This is a genomic window from Nocardia sp. CA-135953, from assembly GCF_050955735.1.
In the GTDB taxonomy this organism is placed as follows: domain Bacteria; phylum Actinomycetota; class Actinomycetes; order Mycobacteriales; family Mycobacteriaceae; genus Nocardia.
The window spans coordinates 232,569-250,706 of record NZ_CP192082.1 but is presented as its reverse complement, the minus strand read 5'-3'; the positions used below and the strand labels follow the sequence as shown (position 1 = coordinate 250,706).

Sequence of the window (18,138 nt, the reverse complement as noted above, 5' to 3'; positions counted from 1 at the left end):
ATACGGCATCCGTTTCTGCCGAGCGGTGAGACCGCTCGGCGGAGCCGGTGTCGTCATAAACCATCCCGCAAGGAAAGAGATAGAAATGTTGATTCTGGATTTAACGTGGTTGTGGAGTGTCGTCGCGGAGATTTCCGACACGCTTCGGGGGCTATTCGTTCCCTGGGTCATCCCTCACTGGCCTGAGCCTTTTCCGCCTTTCTAACCTATCCGCCTATCCGCTCTGACGAGCGTTACCGCGCGGGCTTGAGAACTATTCAGCCAGCGCAATATTGAAAGGAAATCATGAGCCTTAGTATCACCCCTGACGGCGTCAGCCCTGGCGCTCTCGGATCGAATAGCACCAGCTACGGCAGCATAGGTGACGCATCTTTCGGCATCTTCAGCCACGGCAGCGTTTTCGGCAACGCCGGTTTTCCTAGTAGCGGCGGCTACTTAGGCGTCGGCGGCGGCACAGAAAATTTCACCGGTATCGTCGTTGGCGGTAGCGCCACCAAGCCGATCCTCGGGATCACGATCACCTTCATGGGGCTGTGAATGTGACTTGTTTCGGAGTCGCCCGTTCCCTGGAAACGGGCGATGATCTCGATCCTCAGCGCACGACAATCCTTTTCTTGATCGGGCAAGCAGCCAATGTGGTCATGAACCACTAAAGAGAAGAGATAAAGATGTTTGTTCTGGATTTGACATGGCTGGGGGACCTCATCGCGGCATTGGAGATTCCCGAGATGCTTCGAGCGCTCTTCGTCCCCCGAGCTATCCCTCCCCTGCCTGGGCCTTTCCCGCCTTGCCTGGCCTGCCCGCCTTTTCCGATCTGACAACTGTTTCGCGCCGAGTTGGAACCGAGGGCCACCGAAAAAGAAGTGTCGTCGGCACACCCTCGGCGAAGCACGCTCTCGCGCGGACAAGGCGCTAAACCTGTGCCCGGCCGGTACTGAACTTGGTTTCTTCCAGCAAGGAGATCTGCGGTGATAAAAGGTACGACAGTAGCGCTCAGGGCCCCCGAGGAAAGTGACGTGGAGGTCCTGTACAAATGGTTTCAAGAGGAGTCGTTTCGGCTTGCTGTCGGTTATCGCTATCCCTCTTCTAAGAGGATGTGGGCGAAGTGGATCGCCAGCTATGAGCAAGTGTCATATAACAATGCGACTTTCATCTTCTGCATGATGGACTCCGGTGCCCCGATCGGACTCGGATCGCTCAGTCATCAGAGTCCCGAAGACAGGTCCGCCGAATTCGGAATCGCCATCGGCGAAACCGCCTATCGTCGCCGTGGCCTGGGCGCAGAGGCGGGCGAGCTACTCGCCCGGTTCGGCTTCGACGTTATGGGGCTTCGCCGAATGTATTCATGGATCCTTACCCAGAATTCCGCCGCAGTGGCAGCGTGTGAGTCCATCGGCGCGGTTCGGGAGGGCGTCGCACGAAATGCTCGACTTGTACACGGCGCACCCGCCGACCTTGCACTCTACGGACTACTTGCAGAGGAATTCGCAGCGATCTTCCGGAAAACCCCCAGCACACCCGGGGCAGGGCGGGCCTACGGCGAGTGACGATGACATCGTCATGGCCTGCACAGTAGATCAACGCTGTTGGGCCGCAACGATTGCCGGGTAGTCGGTGTGCATGAGGTCGACGAACTCTGCCAGGGCGGGATGGCGTGTGGCGCCTGCGGGGATCCGGTTGTAGAAGTCGCTCAGATACCGCAGATAGCGTGCCAATCGCAGCCGGTCGCTGTTGATGACCGCGGCGGCCGCGAGCGTTGCGGCTTCCTCGAGGTCGCCGGCGATCAGTGCGGCGTCTCCAGCGACGGCCTGGATGAACGCGCGGTGCGTGGGAGTGTGAAAGCGCGCCACACTGTGTGGCGCCGGCTAGGGCCTCAGCACGATTTTGCCGTGGGTGTGTCTGCGTTCGAGTTCGGTGCACGCCTGACGAACCTGCGTCAACGGGTAGACGTTCGCGATCGGGACTTCGAGGTGTCCGTCGGCGATCAGGGCAGCCAGTTCGGCGAGGACCTCGGCGCCCGGCCTGGCCTCGGTCCCGGGTTCGGTCTTGACCCCATACTTTGCGGCTGCTGCGAAATCGGCAATGGTGTCGATCCGTGCGATTGCGACGCCGAGAGCGAGGGCCAGCTCGACGTACCCGTCGCCGTAGGTGTCGATGAAGGCATGGATGCCGCCCGGTGCGGCGGCCTCGAGCCGGTCCCTGACGCCGGCACCGTATGCGACGGGGATCACGCCGTGGCTTCGCAGCCACTCGTGGTTGCCCTCGCTCGCCAGACCGATGACCGTGGCTCCGGCACGGCGCGCAAGCTGAACGGCGAGTGAGCCGACTCCTCCGGCTGCTCCGGAGATGACGACGCTCTCTCCCTGCTCGAGCTGTACGGAATGCACTGCCCCCCAGGCGGTTACGCCGGCGACGTAGAGGCCGCCGGCCACCTCCCATGAGACGTTTTCCGGTTTGGGAGTGAGGTTGTCGACCTCGACCAGGACCAGCTCGGCCTGCGCGGACCGCTTCTCGGAGAATCCGATCACCTCGTCGCCGACCGAGAATCGGTCGGCTCCCGCGCCGACCTCGGCGACGACTCCGGCAAGATCGCTGCCCTGACCGGACGGAAAGGCAGAGGGAAAGATCTCCGCCATCGCGCCGGTGCGTATGGCCGCCTCACCAAGGTTGATGCCCGCCGCTTTCACGTGCACGAGGACCTGCTCGGCCGCGGGCACCGGACGCTCGACCTCCTCGATCCGCAGGACGTCGATTCCGCCGAATTCGTCGTAGCGGACTGCCTTTGTCATTGTCTTGCTTCTCCTCCGGCGCCGATGCGCGCCCGACTTCAGGAACGGTTAGCACCGGTGTGCCCGTCACCAGGGCACTGTTCCGGCGTCGTCGAAGAATCCGCCGGTCGGCCCGTCGTCGGGCAGGGTCGCCAGGTGAATCGCGATCGCCGCCCCCTGTTGCGGTGTGCGCACGCCCCGGAAGCCGTTGAGATCGGTGGCGGTGAAACCGGGGCAGCCGGAGTTGATCAGGATGTTGGTGTCGCTCAGTTCCTTGACGTATTGGATGGTGACGGCGTTGAGGAAGGTCTTCGACGCCAAGTACGCCGTGGGAACCGGGCCCATGTCGATGCGGGGCGTGGTCTGCAGGGCGAGCGAGCCCACGCTGCTGGACATGTTCACGATTCGCGGTGAGGCCGAGCCGCGCAGTATGGGCAGCATCGCGTTGGTGACCCGGATGACCCCGATCACGTTGGTTTCCACCACAGCTCGCACGGTCGCGGGATCGACCGCGGTGGGTGTCTGTGGCGTACCGCCGGTGATCGCGGCATTGTTGACCAAGACGTCGAGCCCTCCGGCGTGGTCGGCGATCAGCTCGGCCGCAGCGGCGAGACTCGCGTCGTCGGTCACGTCGAGCGGCACGCCGAACGCATCGGTCCCGGCCGCGCGCAACTTCTCCACCGCGGTCTCGCGGCGTTGTCGATCCCGCGCGCCCACACCGATCCGCCAGCCAAGCGCGCCCAGACCCGCCGCGATCTCGTATCCGATGCCTTTGTTCGCGCCGGTCACCAGCGCGATCGTCGGTTCACTCATGCCGTCGATCATGTTGCGGACTCGGGTGGGGCGTCCAAGACCGGTCGGGTGGGCGACGATACCGCACGGGTATTGGTCGTGGTGAGCGCCGGATACGATGACCTGGTGGAGACGCGGGAGTTGCGATACTTCGTCGCTGTCGCCGAGGAGTTGCACTTCGGGCGGGCGGCACAACGGCTCTCGATGGCGCAACCACCGCTGTCGCGGGCGATCCAGCAGCTGGAACGACGGCTCGGAGTCGTTCTGCTGCACCGCAGTTCGCGCGCGATCACGTTGACCCAGGCCGGGTCGGTGCTGCTGCGGGAGGCCCGCCTCGCCCTCGAAGCGGTCGAAGCCGCCGAGCGCCGCACCCGCCGCGCCGCACCCGACCGGCCCGGTGTGGTGCTGGCCGCCAAGGCAGGAGCTTCCAGCGAACTGTTGTCGAAGCTGCTGGCCGCCTACGCCGCCGCCCCCGGCGCTGTCGCGGTCGAGGTGGTGCTGTGCGGGCCCGTCGAACCGGAACGCCTGCTACGCAACGGCAGTGCCGACGTTGCTCTGCTGCACCGGCCCTACGACACGACGGCCGGATTCGACACCGAGGACCTGCACACCGAACAGCAGGTCGTGGTCCTGCCCGCGGGACACCCCTTCGCCAACCGACCCCACATGTCGATGGCCGAGGTCAACGCCCTGACCGACCTGCCCCTGCCGCGCTGGCCCCGACCGGACGGAAGCTATCCGGACGGCCGCCCCGGCCCGCAGGTTCGCGACCACACCCAGTTGACGCAGCTGATCACGCTCGGACGGGCCTGCGCGGTCATGCCCGAGTCGCTGCGAGCCCAACTACGCGACGATCACGCCATCGTGCCGGTGCCGGACGCACCAGCCGTCACGACCGTCATCGCCTGGCCACCACACAGCAGATCCAAAGCCATCGCCGACCTCGTCCGTACGGCGATCCGCCTCTAGATGATTCCAAGGGGTGGTGGTGTGCGGCGCGGCCGCGCAATACCCTGATGGACGCCCACCCGTTGTGGTGAGACCGTTGCATTCGGTCTTGTCGGGTTCGGGCTGGTGAGCATGTACAACATTTACCTGCCGATTCCGAACGACGTCCGCCGTCGCGGCATTTGTGCGACAAGAAGGGCGTTTTCGAACGGTCTCGACCAGTGAGACGCGGGCGGACCACGTCCACTCGGCGCGGGATTCTGTCGTTGTCGGAATCTGTCGCCGCCTGCCGAGGCCACGCAGGGCTGCGTGGCCTCCCCTGAGTGAGCTGGCCTCAGCGGCGGACGCGATAACGAATGTGAGTGGCCGCGGGCGTATTGATTACCTCGACAACTTCCAGCTCGATCTCCGAAGGCAACACATCGAACAAGCGACGTCCACCACCCAGCAGCACCGGAATCAAATGGATCTGCACCTCGTCCAGCACCCCAGCGGTCAACGCCTCCTGCACGGTGTAGGCGCCACCGCGTATCTGCACATTCTGCTGCCCGGCTGCGGCTTTCGCCTGCGCCATCGCACTTTCGATGCCGTCTTGCACATAGGTCACCAGCGGATAACCCCAGCGGGCGGCCGGTGCGGGCGGTCGGTGACTGGGCACAAAGATCGGTTTGCCGTTGTGATCACCACCCCAGTGATCCATCAGTTCGGCAGTCCGCCGGCCCGACAGAACCGCACCTGCGGCGTTCCATTCCTCCTGAAACTGCCCAAGGGGTCCGGACGCATCGGTCTCGTCGGCCCACTTGTGCAACCGCTCACCGTCGTCTCCACCGAGGAAGTCATTGGGATCTGCGATATACCCGTCGAGCGACATCGACATATCCAGCACTGACACAGACATGATTGATTCCCTCTTTGTCAGGCCCAGCCCGGTTGGGCTGTGCTGCTCATTCGGTCAGACGATCTCGCGCGGTTGAATTCATCGCCGCCGCAACATCTATTCCGGACGTTTCCACGGCCGGTACCGTTCGGCCAAGGGTGGCGGTGACGACCTGACCCGGGTCCGGCGTGTGGGGCGTCGAGTACGGTGCCGACCGACGGCGCGCCGATACCGAACGCTTCGAGCGCTCGTTCGAACACGGGTGGTTGCCTCGGGTGGAGCGAAGCGGTCGGTCAGCGCGCACCACCGCGATGGACGAGCGCTGCATGCGGTGCAGCTTGTAAGTCGTCGCCCGGCAGTGGTATTCGAGGTGAAGTTGGGGCGAAGACGTCAGATATCAAGGTGCCGGACTGATCCAGTCGGCGATCCGGGCGCTGGCCGTCGACACCAGCGTGTGAACCGACGATGTGTGGGTCGCTGATTCCACCCCGGTCGAATGCGGCCGCTCCCGCGAGACCGTCAAACGCTCCGACCTGACCGTATGGGCCGAATACGGCTACTGCACGTCACATTCGCGCTACTTCTGGGGAATGCGCCTGCACCTGATCGCGACTCTCGGTGGACTGCCGATCGGGTTCGCGCTCACCGGCGCGAAAGCCGATGAGCGAGAAACGCTGATGGGCATCCTGGCCGGTGACCCCACCTTGGCCGTCCAACGGCCGGGGCAAACGCTGATCTGTGACAAGAACTACTTCGGCGTCGAGTTCGACCGAACTGGCTGCAACCGGACTGCGGCTGCTGCGCCCGGCCCGCAACGGCGAGACCGAACGATCAGGTAGCGCCCTGTTCAAACAGCTACGCCAGGTAGTGGAGTCAGTCAACCAGACCTTCAAAGGCCAGCTCGATCTGGAACACCACGGCGGGCGCACGCTCGCCGGAGTCACCGTCCATGTCTTGCAGCGCATCCTCGCGCTCACCGCCGCCATCTGGCACAACGACACCACCAGCGCACCGGTCCACCGACCACTACTCGCCTATGACCACTGACCCCGAAGATGGGTGGCCCGCTCCACGGGGCCCACCCCTTGGAATCAATCATCTAGCCGACAACATCCGCACATGCCGTGCACCGCGCTGACCGAACCCGGCTAAAAGCTCGGTTCGAACCGTATCGAACGCACGATAATGCCGCCGGGCACGCGATCCGCGAGCGTCCAGATCTGCCGCGTCGCGCGGCTTCGCTGGCGATGCGCGCTCATGCCGATGAGCGGATGACCTCGCGTACTCGTGTGTACCGTCGTCATGGACACGCTGGCGCACGGGTTGTGAAGCAGTGCCCCGCTCCACCGTTCGATTTTAGGGGGTCGAGTTGCCAGAATCGTTACGGCCGATGTCGTTCTCGATCGAGACCGACCGATTGTCGCTGCGGCTGCGTGGAACCGAGGATGCATTGTGCAACCTTGCGCTGCTGAGCGAGCATGAAGGGGGAACCACAGCGACCCTCGCGGATGTCCGGGAAAGCCTTATCCGGCAGCGCAGTAAAGCGATGACCGCCGGTATCGGCCTGCTGTCGGTCCGGCGTCGGGCCGAGGGAGATCGGATCGGCTACTGCGGGTTGATCGTCGGCCGAGGTAGCTTCGAGGAGCCGGAGATCGCATACGAATTGCTGCCGTGGGCACATGGTTTGGGCTATGCGACCGAGGCGGCACGTGCGGTGGTCGATGCGGCGTTTGCTACCGGACGGCGGCGTATCTGGTCGACGGTGAGAGCCTGGAATAAGCCGTCGCTGCGGGTCCTGGAGAAAATCGGATTCCGTCCCGATCGCAGTGTGACCGATGATCGTGGCGAGGTGATCTACCTTGTTCGCGACGCTCTGTAATGCCGCATATCGGTCGAGCAGGCGCGAGATCGACTGCCGCGCTGAACATCCTGTATTGGCTCACATCAGCGTGCCGGACGAGCGATACGAGGACTCGCCCGCGCACGGCACAGGCTCACGCGTCGGGCTGGGGCACCAAACCGTCCGCCGGGGGAAGAAAACCGTCATCACATGATTCGGAGGGACGCGGGCGGGCGGCCCGACCCGGTGACGTCCGCCCCGCGACTCCGATGGGACAGCCCGACCAACCCGACCGGACCGTCCCCGTAACGCACAACGCGGCTACCGGCGGCTGGGTGCCGCCGGTAGCCGGGCGTTATGCGCGTGTCATCGCTTGATCAGCGCGCGCAGGGCGGTGATCGAGGCCCGGCGTTCGTAGGCGATCCAGGCGAAGATCGCGGAGAGCGCCAGCGGGAAGGGGGCCAATTCCGGGGTGTCGGCCAGGAAGGCGTTGAAGCCGGCGGCGAGGAAGGTGACGATCGCCAGGCCGATCGCGGCGGCCGCGGTCAGGCGGGGCACCATGAGTCCGATCCCGCCCGCGACCTCGGCGAGACCGATGAAGACCAGCAGCGCCAACGGGATCGAGAAGGCGGTGGCGTTGTTTTCCATCAGGGTCTGCGGGATGACGAGCTTCGGGCCGCCGGAGGCGACGATGAAGAACAGACCGAGCACGATCTGCAGGGTCCACAGGACGCGGTTGCGGATCTTGCCGGGGTGGACGGCGGCGGTGGTCTGGGTGGCGGTGATGGCGGTCATTTCTTGTTCCTTCTGGGTCGGTCGCGCCGGGTTGGTGGCGCGTTCACCGGTAAGGACGGGGGCGGTCCGGAAAACTCATCGCCGCGGGCGAAAGAATCTTCACCGCGCCGTCGGGACCGGATGTGCGCTGTGTTTCTGGCCAGAGCTGCCCTCGGATTCGAACTGATCCCGATCAGGACGCACGGAAATGCCGCATACCGCGCGGTCGAGGTCGGCCATCGCACCGCGCCGGCGAAACGACCGAGCCCCCACCCGAATACCGGATGGGGGCCTCGCTACCAGCAGCGATGCAAGCGCTGCCCTACTTCTTCGCAGACGCTAATCCGCTACGAATTCGACAGCGGTTCCCTCCGACGGCTGAGGTCCACAGCTCACGGACTGCCGGTACATGAAAAGCTCTGTGGCACAGCCAGATACGTTCGCCCGAACGTCTTCGATCTCGGCGGCGGCCTTCGCGTCAGAGGCGGGAAGGCGATGCCACGTTCTACGATATCGCCGTGCCGACGGCGCCCCGAACTACCTGTAATACCGCAGGGCGCGCTGACCGAACCGGCCACTCCACGGGGGCAGCGACGAGATCGGCCGTGGCGCAGGCACATCCGCTTCTGCCGATTAGCGGATCATTCGCCGAAGCGATCCGAGCGACGGCCGCGAGGTGCGCCCTCTCGTCTTAGATCCGCTGACGGCCGCGCAATGCGGCCGCCACGCACCGCGGGAATCTTCGTGGCTGGATCGAAATGAGGTCATGCGTGGTCCGCAGGGTTTGCGGCGGCGTCGATCTCGGCCATGTGCTCCTCCGCCCACGCCCGCAGCGCGGCCAGCGGATTTTCCAGGGAGAGTCCGAGATCGGTAAGGCGATAGTGAACGCGCGGGGGAACGGTGGGTTCGACCCGGCGGGTGACCAGCCCGTCACGGGACAGGCTTTGCAGAGTCACCGACAGCATCTTCTGCGATACGCCCGGCATCCGACGCTGTAGTTCGGCGAAGCGCACCTCGCCGGGCGCGGCCTCGGCGAGCAGTTTCACCACCATGGACACCCATTTGGTGCCGAGCCGATCCAGAAGCCGACGGGTCGGGCAGTCCGGAGCGAACAGATCCCCGCGCTGGCCTGTGCTGGGTCGGGTAGTCACCTGGAGCTCACCACCTGTCTCGAAAGTGCCGTCTTGGCAGGCTACCTCAGGTTACCTAAGGTCAGCTAGTAACTAGCGGTAACCGGCTAGCGGAGGATCGAATGTCGCACGAACTGCCAGATCTCACAGTGCGGATGGTGGCAACCAACGGGATCAAAGCGAACGTGGCGATCGCCGGCACCGGACCGGCAGTCCTACTGCTGCACGGCTTTCCACACACCTGGCAGCTATGGCGCGAGGTGATGGGCCCACTCGCCCGACGACACCGGGTGATCGCGCCGGACCTGCGCGGCCTCGGCGCCAGCACACGAGCACGGGACGGCTACGACGCGGACACGCTTGCCACCGACGCCGAGGGGCTGCTCGACGCCCTGGGCGAAACCAGCGCGTCCGTCGTCGCGATCGACGCCGGTGCTCCGCCAGCTTTCCTATTGGCGATGCGGCGGCCCGATCGAGTCAACCGGCTGGTGCTCATGGAATCGCTGCTGGGCACGCTGCCCGGTGCCGAAACCTTTCTGGCCGGTGGGCCGCCCTGGTGGTTCGGGTTTCACGCGGTGCCGGGGCTTGCCGAAAAGGTCCTTGCCGGAAACGAATCCGATTACCTCGACTGGTTTCTGGCGACCGGGACCCAGGGTCACGGCATCCCCGCACAAACCCGCGATGCCTTCGTCGCCGCCTACACCGGCACCGATTCCCTGCGGTGCGCTTTCTCCTACTATCGGGCGATGCCCACCAGCGCTGAGCAGATGCGGCGGGCTGTCGACACCGCCCGGCTCACCGTGCCGACGATGGCCATCGGATCCCACCCGGTCGGAACCACACTCGAAAACCAACTCCGTCCGCTCGCCGACACCCTGACCGGGCACCTGATCGAGGACTGCGGTCACATCATCCCCCTCGACCGCCCGGCGACGCTGGTGCCGCTGCTCGTCGACTTTCTCGATTCCTGAACCTGATCTGGCCGCAAGCGAAGTCCCGATATTACGTCCCTACAGCAACGCACGATAACGCGCGACCAGGGTGCAATTGCCTGGTTCTGTCGGCATCGTGGGGCATGGGCATCGGGTATCGACGTCACCTCCTGCCGCTAACGGCGGTGTCGGACAACGTCCCGTGCTTTCGCGGCGAGGTGCTCGAGACCGCATTCGCCGGACCGGAACCGCTGCTGCGACACGTCCGCACGCGGGTGCCATCACCCCAGGTGGATCGAGCGGTTCTTCGGCACCTTGAAATACGAGCACTTGTTCCATGGCGTGATAGCCGACGGCGATGGCCTGGACACGGAGGTTCACCGCTTCCGGGTCATCTACAACACGATCAGGCCACACCAAACCATCGACGACCAGGTACCCAGCTCAGCCTTCACCGGCTGCGAGCAGCTGAAAACCGATCGATACCCGGTGTCGGTTTCGGCGCTCGGCCACACCCCGCCCTCGACGTAGTCGACGATCTTGTCCCACCACGATGGTGTCCCCGAATCCCCGTCGTACAGTGGACGTTTCATCCGCTCCGAAGAACCCGGTGGAAACGCCATGTCATCGGGGGCGCCACCGATGACCGAGAGCTGGTTGGCGCTGGTCGAGCCATCCAGCCGGTAGCAGAATCATCCGTATTGAGCGGGGTCCCAGGTACGGGTCGGCTTGTTGGTGAAGATGAACCGCAATGCCTTGATCATGATGTCACCTCCTTCCTGGAGCTCGGTCGGGCGCGGACAGGGCTTTGTGGGGTACGCCGCAGGGTGAACGGCCTGGGGGTCGCGGCATTGGTCACGATCGGGCGGGTATCGCCGCCGCCGATGACGCGCAGAGAGGTGTTCTCGATGAGGGTGGTGGCCGCATCGGTGACCAGATCGTGGGCGACCGCGGCGCCGGCGCAGGTGAAGGGGCCGGAGCTGAAGGGCACAAATGGGCCGTGTTCGCTCGGTCGAATCCAGCGGTCGGGTTGGAATGCCCCTGGTCTGGTCCAGTGTTTGTTGTCGTGATGGAGCAGATAGGGGCTGACGGACAGCAGGTCGCCGGTCTGGAAGGCGATCCCCCCGAACTCGGCGGGATAGGGGACGGAACGGCTGACCATCCAGGAGACCGGCCGGTGCCGCAGGGCCTCACGTACCACCCAGTCGACGGGCCAAGGCCATGGTGAGCCGGGACAGTGGAGACTGCCCAGCAGCACCGACCACGCGAGCGAGTAGCCCAGCGGTCCCACAATGGACCGGAACATCAGCACATACAGCTGCGCCACCGTTGCATCGGCGACGCCGTCGGGACAGGCGCCGATTACGGCATCGAGCAGATCCCGTGGTTCGGCTTCCGCGGTGCGGCCGGTGGCGCTGCGCCGTCCCCGGATCTGCTCGTTCAGCGCGGTGGACAGCTTGGTGCGCAGCAGCTGCGCCCGCGCCCGCTGCGCCATTCGAGCCGGACGAAGCGCGCCCACGCGTGCATTTCGCTCCAGTAACTGCCGCAACTCGGGAGAACCATCGGGGTGCAGCAACATGTCCGCGGTGCATCGATACACCAGCTCGACTCCCGTTGCGGGCCAGCGGGTGACGGAGGGCATTTCGATCACCGCCGCCGCCAAGGACTCGCGATACTCGGGCGTATGCGTCCGCAGAAACGCGCGTACCGCGCGGCCGAAATCGACCTGAGCAGACCGCGAAGGCAGCATAGAACCGAAGAACCCGGACTTGCCCGCATTGAAAGCGCGGTCACTCAACACCGTCAGCGCCAGACCCGTATCGCCGACACACCATCCGCCCCACGGCAGCCCGAACACCTCTACCGGGCTGGTCCGGCGCAGATTCTCGAGGAAACCCAACGGATCACGCCGGAACCGGCGCATTTCTGCAAAACCCATCGGACGGTCCTCTCATAGAGAGGGTGAAGCGATTCATCAGATGTTTTTCGAGCGGATTTATCCACCGGCTGTGCGTACAAACGCAGATCAAGCGTTGTCGCGACCAATTTTACAAGCGAGGCCGTGGAGGTCGACCATGAGACGAGTACCCCGGCCGGGGCCTATCGAACGCTGTGCGATCACCCGCGAACGCCGGCAACCGGTCATTGAGGTCTAACCGGTGCAAACCCGATCCGCCTCGGCGAGCGTTCCCGTTGCCACGCGCGCATATATGAACATGTCGCGGCGTCGATTGCCGACCTTCTGCCACGATCTGAGGAGCCCTTCGCATTCGAAACCGGCTCTCTCCGCAGTGCGGATCGAAGCGCGGTTCCAAGGTTCCACATAGAGCTGGAGCCGTGGGATATGCAGCTCTTCCAGCGCCCAGGTAGCCATTGCTGCCAGAGCATGCGCGGCGACGCCATGGCCGCGGGCAGAGCGGACCACCCAGTAGCCGAGCGATGCGCGACCTTCGTCGATGTCCTTCAACCACAGGTCGATACTTCCCAGTGGTGTGTTGTCCCGTCGCCGGACGATCACCATCGGGTATCCGGTTCGATCGGTCGCTCGTTGCAACAGGCGTTCGACAAACCGCGTTGCGGCCTCGCGCGAGAAGGTCGCCGACGCCGTGGTTATAGGAATCAGGTCGTCGGCAGAGGCTTCCTCAACAAGCTGGAGGTCTGCCGCAGACAACGACCACGGGCGCAGTTCCAAGTCTGCGGTGGCTCTCAGATGCGGTACTTGCAGGGCATCGTCCATGGTCAGCCTCCCCACAATATGCACAGGATATCGGCCCCGATGTCACCATTACCACTTCCATTTCCGGGTACCGCAGGCACACGCCGACCCCGCAATTCGATCGCCTCCGGCAGGCATCGACCGGTTCATCGCGCGATAGAGGACGGAGCCGTGTCAGCGGTCAAGTAATTCCTCCAGGTGAGGGGTAGTTCTGTCACGGAATTCCTCCACCTGTCCGTCACCGAATTGGATCTGGCCCACTTTCGGTGACGCGCCGGGCGTGGAGAACGCCGATTGGGTTGCAGCGCAGCGTGTTCGCTAAACCGGCTGGTCGTGGTAGTTGGTGGCACGGCAGAGGCGTTGTGCGAGATGGTGTTTCCGCACCTGGGTCAGTTGCGGATCGACGAGGTCGGCGAGGCCGCTGGGATGTTGTGGGTGCGGGCACGGACGGTGGTGCCGTCAGCGGCGTGTCCGGTGTGTGGAGTCGCGTCGAGCCGGGTCCACAGCTGCTACGAACGCCGGGTGGCCGATCAGGCGGTGTCGGGCCGGGAAGTGATGATCACGCTGGCGGTACGTCGGTTCCGGTGCGTCAACCACGGGTGTGATCGCAAGATCTTCGCCGAACAGGTCACCGACGTGGCCGAACGCTACCAGCGGCGCACCGGCGGGCAGAAGGCGATGCTGTCGCGGATCGGGCTGGCTGTCGGCGGCCGCGCTGGAGCGCGGTTGTCCGGGCATGTCGGCGTATCAGTGTCGAGGTCGACGTTGTTGCGTCTGGTCCGGGCGTTGCCGCTGCCGTCCCCGAGCTCGTTGACGTTCATCGGGATCGACGACTTCGCGATCCGTCGTGGCCACGTGTACGGGACAGTGATCATCGATATGACAACCGGCGACCCGGTCGAGTTGCTGCCCGACCGCACCGCCGACACCGTCGCCGAATGGCTCGCCGAGCATCCCGGGATCGAGGTGGTGTGCCGTGACCGCGGCGGACCCTACGCTGATGGCGCACGTCGTGGCGCCCCGAACGCCATCCAGGTCGCCGACCGCTGGCACCTGCTGCACGTGCGCCGTGAGGCGCTGACTGATCGTGGGGAGGTGAGAGACCTTCGCCGCCGCCCTGTCGCAGCAGGGCGGTGAAGCTGGGGGCAGCCTGACCCGGGAGGTGCTGGGAAGGGTGGCAAGCGGCCCCGACAACGCCGGGACGTGTCAGCACTGCCAGATGGTGCGGGTCCGGCAAGCGAGACGACGAGGTATACGCGAGAAACCGGTGCTCTAAAGCCTCCTAAGGTGCCACCAGCTCGAATCTGGCAGATCTGGGCTGGGTGCGGCGCGCACTCGTCCGATCGATGGTCGGACGGGGAACTCCCGCGCGGTGAGTGACGGACCGTTCGGGAGGCCACGGTGAAAGGCTGCGGCGTAACCGTGGCGATGCCGCGGGGGCATAGCCGGGTGCCTACGTTGTCGAACGATCAGTCAGTGAACACGGGAACCTCCCTGGTTCTGCCTGCTTCCCGCACAACCAGCGCGGGCGGTTCGGGCTGGGCGCTCCGTCCGCCGATCGGGCCATGGAGGGGCGGAGCCGTGGTAGTACTCCGAGCGCGGGAGAGCCGCGTGCATGGGGAAGGACGGCAGCGAGATCGCAAGGGAGACACTGCAATGCCCGGAGACACAGGAATGGATGTTCCTGTCGCGTGGCCCGACCCGGATACGGCGTGGCTGCGGGTACGGAGGATGCAGGCCAAACTGCACCGTTGGGCGGTGGCCGATCACGGCTTCCGGTTCGACGATGTGTTCAACTTCGTGTGCGATCCGGCCACGCTTGTGATGGCATTGGATCGGGTCGCGGGTAATTCCGGAGCTCGAACGCCCGGCATCGACGGCGTCCGCGCCGCCGATGTGAAAGTGTTTGGGGCCGAGGCGTACTTGGACCGTCTGCGCGGTGAGTTGCGGTCGGGAATGTTTCGTCCGTTGCCGGTGCGGGAGCGGATGATACCGAAGGCGAGTGGCAAGCTCCGCCGTCTCGGAATCCCGACCATCGCGGACCGGGTGGTTCAAGCTGCGCTGAAGCTGGTGCTGGAACCGATTTTTGAGGCGGATTTCCGTTCGTGCTCTTACGGATTCCGGCCGAACCGACGCGCGCATGACGCGATAGCCGAGATCCACGTGTTCGGCACCCAGGGTTACCGCTGGGTGTTGGATGCCGATATCGAGGCGTGCTTCGACACGATTGACCACTCGGCCCTGATGGATCGAGTTCGGCTGCGGGTCAAGGACAAGCGGGTGCTCGGGTTGGTGAAGTCGTTCCTCAAAGCCGGGATCATGACCGAACTCGGCGATCGTAACGACACCACTTCGGGAACACCGCAAGGTGGCATCCTTTCACCGCTTCTGGCCAACATCGCGCTGTCGGTGCTCGACGACTTTGCTGTCGGGCGTTGGGAGCAGACGATGGCGACCAGGTGGAAGCGCGAGCAACGGCGTCACCGGGGCCTGGGCACCTGGCGACTGGTCCGCTACGCGGATGACTTCGTCGTCATGGTCAACGGCACTGAACAGCACACCGAGCAGCTCCGCGCCGAGGTGAGCCAGGTCCTGGCACCGATGGGCCTTCGCCTGTCGGAATCCAAGACCCGGATCGTCCACCTCACCAAAGGGTTCGACTTCCTCGGCTTCGATATCAAATGGATGCGTAAACGAGGAACCGGCAAGTGGCATATCTACACGTTTGTCGCCGACAAGCCAGTCATGGCGTTCAAACGGAAGATCAAGGCAGTAACCCGGAGGCTGTCGCATCTGGATTACAGGGTGGCGCTGGTCCGGATCAACCAGATACAGCGCGGATGGTCCAACTACTTCAAGCATGCGGTCGTCAAACACACCTTCTCCAACCTCCACACGTTCGTCTGGTGGCGGGTGATCAGGTGGATAATGCACCGAAACCGCTTGAACTGGAAGGCGATCCGGCGACGGTTCCACACTCAAAGAGGATGGACACCGATCGCGTTCGACGGCGTCGAGTTGTTCGATATCTCAGCGGTCCCGGTCACCCGATACCGCTACCGAGGCAACAAGATTCCCCCACCCTGGCTCGGACCCATGAACACACACCACCCAGCGGCCTGATCTCGTGGAGAGCCCGGTGCTCAGTAATGGGCACGCCGGGTTCGGCGGGCGGACCGGGGAAACCCACCGGGAGCAATCCCAGCAGGGCGCCCCGGTTCGACCCAACAACCTGACCTTCGCGGTCGACAAGATCGTTCGCGCGCATCGCGCGGCCTGGACGGCCGTGGCGGTCGAGTCCGACGCCGCCGGGCCTGCGCGTGAACCCACCACACCGCCACCCGACCTGGTCGAGCCGCCACCGGGCCGGCGCGAGACCACCACCCGCGACCGATACCGGGATGTTCACGCCCTGTCGGAGGCGGGGATGTCGCAGCGCGCGATCGGTATCCGACTGAATTTGGACCGGAAGACCGTGCGACGCTACATGCGGGCCACCGACCCGGACCAGCTGTTGGGGGCGATTCCCATGCGGGCCAGTGGACTCGACGTTCACCTGGACTGGCTGACCGAACGCTGGCAACAGGGCTGCACCTGCGCCAAACAGCTCCATCTCGAACTACGTGCCCGCGGCTACACCGGGTCGGCGCGAACCGTGCGGCGGCTGATCGGTGGGTGGCGGGCCGGGCTGCCGCCGGCCGCGCCACTGGTGGGTCCGCCGACGCCCCGCGAGGTCGCCGGTTGGATCATGCGGCCGCACAAGAACCTGTCTGAGGACGAGAAATCCCAGTTGAAGGCCGTGATGGCTCACCACGATGTGCTGCGCGAGGTTTACCGGCTGGTCCGGGATTTCGCGGGGATGATCCGCGAGCACCGCGATGCCCGTCATCTCGAGGCCTGGGTCGCCGCCGCCACGGCTTGCGGTGAGAAGCCGCTGGTCAGCTTCGCTCAGGGATTGCTGAGGGACCTCGACGCGGTCCGTCACGCGTTGTCGACGGAGTGGAGCAGCGGCGCGGTGGAGGGCAATGTCAACCGCATCAAGATGATCAAGCGAATGATGTACGGGCGAGCTAACTTTGACCTTTTGCGACGCCGGGTCCTTCTTGCTGACTGACCGGCGCGTCACCGAAAGTGGGCCAGATCCAATTACCTGACGGTCGACAAGCCGAGCCGGAAAGCTGGGCAGGTCGGCGACCACCCGTCCCGAAGGGAGTACGGAGGGGGCGCAGGCGCACTCGTCGACTTCCAGAATCAACAGCCGCGAACCAGGCGCACCAGGGTTCCGGACAGCCCACACCTTGTGTCTCGCCTGAGTACGAAGCGAAGTTCCCGGCCATCGACATCGACGCCCTACGCACCAAGCTCACCGCCCTCGGCGCTGGAGCCAAGCGCCAGACCCATGTACTACCGAGCACAGCAGCAATACGGTCGTCGGCTCGTCCACACGCGCGAACGCTCGTAGAAACGATGCGGCATCGGGCGCTGGCGGCCGGGCGTCGCCTCGATAGACGGGGCCGAGAATGTGAGTAGTGTCGCTGGCATGAAAGACACCGGACTGGTGGGAGTGCAGAAGACCGTCAGTCCCGTCCTGAAAGCCAAAGCACTCGACAACCGGCTGTCGGACCCGATTCTCGGCGACAAGTACGCCGAGCAGGCGATGCGCCGCCTCGACCCCGACTACGACAACCGCAGATTCGGCACCAGCCAGATGGGCCTCGCCGCCGTGGTACGCGCCAAGGCCCACGACGACTGGGCCCGAAGCTTCCTCGCCGATCACCCCGACGCGGTCGTACTGCACCTGGGCTGCGGCCTCGACGCCCGCGTATACCGGATCGACCCGCCCGCCACCGTCGACTGGTACGACCTGGACTACCCCTCCATAATCGAACTGCGCCAACAATTCCTGCCGCCGCGCGAGCACTACACCCTGATCGGCTCCAGCGTCACCGACCTGACCTGGCTCGACCGTATCCCCCGTGGGCGGCCCGTGCTGATGATCGCCGAGGGCTTGGTGCCCTATCTGACCGAGTCCGACGTCCGGCTGCTGCTGACCAGCGTCGTCGACGCCTTCCCCACCGGCCGAATACAGTTCGACACGGTGCCGGTCTGGGCGTGGCGCACCTCGAAATGGGACCCCACCCTGCGCAAATACGACACCCAATTCCACTGCGGCTTCAACGATCCGGCCGCGCTGGCCGATTGGCACCCGCGCCTCGAATACGTCGATGAGGCACCGATGAACGACTCACCGGTGCTGATGGCCAAGGCGCCCGCGAACGCGCGCCGCATGTTCCGCCTCCTGAACCTGCTGCCAGGTATGAAACGCTCCACCCGCATCGTGCGCTTCCGGTTCTAACGCAC

Annotated in this window: 18 protein-coding genes and 1 pseudogene; 10 read left to right on the top strand and 9 right to left on the bottom strand. The window is 64.8% G+C overall.

What is annotated here, in order from left to right; all coding sequences use genetic code 11:
- Positions 1 to 285 precede the first annotated feature (285 nt).
- Positions 286 to 537 carry a hypothetical protein gene (locus tag ACQPXH_RS01140; protein ID WP_433600499.1) on the top strand — a complete coding sequence of 84 codons (252 nt, stop codon included), beginning with the start codon at positions 286 to 288 and terminating at the stop codon, positions 535 to 537.
- A 431-nt stretch (positions 538 to 968) separates the two neighbouring features.
- Complete coding sequence (locus ACQPXH_RS01135) at positions 969 to 1,547, top strand: GNAT family N-acetyltransferase (RefSeq protein WP_433600498.1); 579 nt, start codon at positions 969 to 971, stop codon at positions 1,545 to 1,547.
- A 30-nt stretch (positions 1,548 to 1,577) separates the two neighbouring features.
- Here the strand turns inward: ACQPXH_RS01135 and ACQPXH_RS01130 are convergent, their stop codons facing one another.
- The 3 genes from ACQPXH_RS01130 to ACQPXH_RS01120 all read right to left on the bottom strand — a co-directional run bounded on the left by ACQPXH_RS01130 (position 1,578) and on the right by ACQPXH_RS01120 (position 3,581).
- The gene (locus tag ACQPXH_RS01130) at positions 1,578 to 1,850 is read right to left on the bottom strand and encodes a hypothetical protein (protein ID WP_433600497.1); all 273 of its coding nucleotides are present in this window, start codon (positions 1,848 to 1,850) and stop codon (positions 1,578 to 1,580) included.
- 15 nt (positions 1,851 to 1,865) lie between these two features.
- A complete protein-coding gene (locus ACQPXH_RS01125) occupies positions 1,866 to 2,789 on the bottom strand; it encodes an NADP-dependent oxidoreductase (protein ID WP_433600496.1) in 924 nt (307 codons plus the stop codon).
- A 66-nt stretch (positions 2,790 to 2,855) separates the two neighbouring features.
- Positions 2,856 to 3,581 carry an SDR family NAD(P)-dependent oxidoreductase gene (locus tag ACQPXH_RS01120; protein WP_433600495.1) on the bottom strand — a complete coding sequence of 242 codons (726 nt, stop codon included), beginning with the start codon at positions 3,579 to 3,581 and terminating at the stop codon, positions 2,856 to 2,858.
- Between the two features lie 48 nt (positions 3,582 to 3,629).
- Here ACQPXH_RS01120 and ACQPXH_RS01115 point away from each other — a divergent pair, with 48 nt between their 5' ends.
- A complete protein-coding gene (locus ACQPXH_RS01115; RefSeq protein ID WP_433600494.1) occupies positions 3,630 to 4,529 on the top strand; it encodes a LysR family transcriptional regulator in 900 nt (299 codons plus the stop codon).
- Positions 4,530 to 4,842: 313 nt separating this feature from the next.
- Here the strand turns inward: ACQPXH_RS01115 and ACQPXH_RS01110 are convergent, their stop codons facing one another.
- Positions 4,843 to 5,406 carry a dihydrofolate reductase family protein gene (locus ACQPXH_RS01110; protein ID WP_433600493.1) on the bottom strand — a complete coding sequence of 188 codons (564 nt, stop codon included), beginning with the start codon at positions 5,404 to 5,406 and terminating at the stop codon, positions 4,843 to 4,845.
- A gap of 437 nt (positions 5,407 to 5,843) precedes the next feature.
- On the opposite strand from ACQPXH_RS01110, the pseudogene ACQPXH_RS01105 reads away from it, so the two are divergent.
- Positions 5,844 to 6,432: pseudogene (locus ACQPXH_RS01105) on the top strand (transposase); the annotation flags it as partial.
- Positions 6,433 to 6,775: 343 nt separating this feature from the next.
- Positions 6,776 to 7,264 (top strand): GNAT family N-acetyltransferase, encoded by a 489-nt coding sequence (locus ACQPXH_RS01100; protein ID WP_433600492.1) that lies wholly within the window; start codon positions 6,776 to 6,778, stop codon positions 7,262 to 7,264.
- Between the two features lie 327 nt (positions 7,265 to 7,591).
- Here the strand turns inward: ACQPXH_RS01100 and ACQPXH_RS01095 are convergent, their stop codons facing one another.
- Positions 7,592 to 8,020 (bottom strand): DoxX family protein, encoded by a 429-nt coding sequence (locus ACQPXH_RS01095; protein ID WP_433600491.1) that lies wholly within the window; start codon positions 8,018 to 8,020, stop codon positions 7,592 to 7,594.
- 743 nt (positions 8,021 to 8,763) lie between these two features.
- On the bottom strand, positions 8,764 to 9,150 hold the full coding sequence (locus ACQPXH_RS01090; RefSeq protein WP_433600490.1) for a winged helix-turn-helix transcriptional regulator: 387 nt from the start codon (positions 9,148 to 9,150) through the stop codon (positions 8,764 to 8,766).
- Between the two features lie 101 nt (positions 9,151 to 9,251).
- Between ACQPXH_RS01090 and ACQPXH_RS01085 the strand changes: the two genes are divergently transcribed.
- Positions 9,252 to 10,100, top strand: a complete 849-nt coding sequence (locus tag ACQPXH_RS01085) for an alpha/beta fold hydrolase (protein WP_433600489.1) — start codon at positions 9,252 to 9,254, stop codon at positions 10,098 to 10,100.
- Between the two features lie 356 nt (positions 10,101 to 10,456).
- Here the strand turns inward: ACQPXH_RS01085 and ACQPXH_RS01080 are convergent, their stop codons facing one another.
- From ACQPXH_RS01080 to ACQPXH_RS01070, 3 genes are all read right to left on the bottom strand, one after another.
- Entirely contained in the window at positions 10,457 to 10,654 is a 198-nt protein-coding gene (locus ACQPXH_RS01080; protein ID WP_433603707.1) for a hypothetical protein, read from the bottom strand.
- A gap of 167 nt (positions 10,655 to 10,821) precedes the next feature.
- Positions 10,822 to 12,000: a cytochrome P450 gene (locus ACQPXH_RS01075; RefSeq protein WP_433600488.1), complete on the bottom strand. Its 1,179-nt coding sequence runs from the start codon at positions 11,998 to 12,000 to the stop codon at positions 10,822 to 10,824.
- Positions 12,001 to 12,213: 213 nt separating this feature from the next.
- Complete coding sequence (locus ACQPXH_RS01070; RefSeq protein ID WP_433600487.1) at positions 12,214 to 12,798, bottom strand: GNAT family N-acetyltransferase; 585 nt, start codon at positions 12,796 to 12,798, stop codon at positions 12,214 to 12,216.
- Positions 12,799 to 13,146: 348 nt separating this feature from the next.
- On the opposite strand from ACQPXH_RS01070, the gene ACQPXH_RS01065 reads away from it, so the two are divergent.
- The 4 genes from ACQPXH_RS01065 to ACQPXH_RS01050 all read left to right on the top strand — a co-directional run bounded on the left by ACQPXH_RS01065 (position 13,147) and on the right by ACQPXH_RS01050 (position 18,133).
- The gene (locus ACQPXH_RS01065; protein WP_433600486.1) at positions 13,147 to 13,914 is read left to right on the top strand and encodes an ISL3 family transposase; all 768 of its coding nucleotides are present in this window, start codon (positions 13,147 to 13,149) and stop codon (positions 13,912 to 13,914) included.
- A gap of 291 nt (positions 13,915 to 14,205) precedes the next feature.
- Entirely contained in the window at positions 14,206 to 15,900 is a 1,695-nt protein-coding gene (gene ltrA, locus ACQPXH_RS01060) for a group II intron reverse transcriptase/maturase (protein WP_433603688.1), read from the top strand.
- A gap of 163 nt (positions 15,901 to 16,063) precedes the next feature.
- Positions 16,064 to 16,891, top strand: a complete 828-nt coding sequence (locus ACQPXH_RS01055; RefSeq protein WP_433600485.1) for a transposase — start codon at positions 16,064 to 16,066, stop codon at positions 16,889 to 16,891.
- A 426-nt stretch (positions 16,892 to 17,317) separates the two neighbouring features.
- The gene (locus tag ACQPXH_RS01050) at positions 17,318 to 18,133 is read left to right on the top strand and encodes a class I SAM-dependent methyltransferase (protein ID WP_433600484.1); all 816 of its coding nucleotides are present in this window, start codon (positions 17,318 to 17,320) and stop codon (positions 18,131 to 18,133) included.
- Positions 18,134 to 18,138: the final 5 nt, after the last annotated feature.

Excerpts from the sequence above, each read along its gene's own strand:
- ACQPXH_RS01140 (WP_433600499.1), top strand. The coding sequence starts at position 286 with ATGAGCCTTAGTATCACCCCTGACGGCGTCAGCCCTGGCGCTCTCGGA.
- ACQPXH_RS01125 (WP_433600496.1), bottom strand. The coding sequence starts at position 2,789 with ATGACAAAGGCAGTCCGCTACGACGAATTCGGCGGAATCGACGTCCTG.
- ACQPXH_RS01120 (WP_433600495.1), bottom strand. The coding sequence starts at position 3,581 with ATGAGTGAACCGACGATCGCGCTGGTGACCGGCGCGAACAAAGGCATC.
- ACQPXH_RS01110 (WP_433600493.1), bottom strand. The coding sequence starts at position 5,406 with ATGTCTGTGTCAGTGCTGGATATGTCGATGTCGCTCGACGGGTATATC.
- ACQPXH_RS01100 (WP_433600492.1), top strand. The coding sequence starts at position 6,776 with ATGTCGTTCTCGATCGAGACCGACCGATTGTCGCTGCGGCTGCGTGGA.
- ACQPXH_RS01095 (WP_433600491.1), bottom strand. The coding sequence starts at position 8,020 with ATGACCGCCATCACCGCCACCCAGACCACCGCCGCCGTCCACCCCGGC.
- ACQPXH_RS01085 (WP_433600489.1), top strand. The coding sequence starts at position 9,252 with ATGTCGCACGAACTGCCAGATCTCACAGTGCGGATGGTGGCAACCAAC.
- ACQPXH_RS01080 (WP_433603707.1), bottom strand. The coding sequence starts at position 10,654 with ATGAAACGTCCACTGTACGACGGGGATTCGGGGACACCATCGTGGTGG.
- ACQPXH_RS01075 (WP_433600488.1), bottom strand. The coding sequence starts at position 12,000 with ATGGGTTTTGCAGAAATGCGCCGGTTCCGGCGTGATCCGTTGGGTTTC.
- ACQPXH_RS01070 (WP_433600487.1), bottom strand. The coding sequence starts at position 12,798 with ATGGACGATGCCCTGCAAGTACCGCATCTGAGAGCCACCGCAGACTTG.
- ACQPXH_RS01065 (WP_433600486.1), top strand. The coding sequence starts at position 13,147 with ATGGTGTTTCCGCACCTGGGTCAGTTGCGGATCGACGAGGTCGGCGAG.
- ltrA (WP_433603688.1), top strand. The coding sequence starts at position 14,206 with ATGCCGCGGGGGCATAGCCGGGTGCCTACGTTGTCGAACGATCAGTCA.
- ACQPXH_RS01050 (WP_433600484.1), top strand. The coding sequence starts at position 17,318 with ATGAAAGACACCGGACTGGTGGGAGTGCAGAAGACCGTCAGTCCCGTC.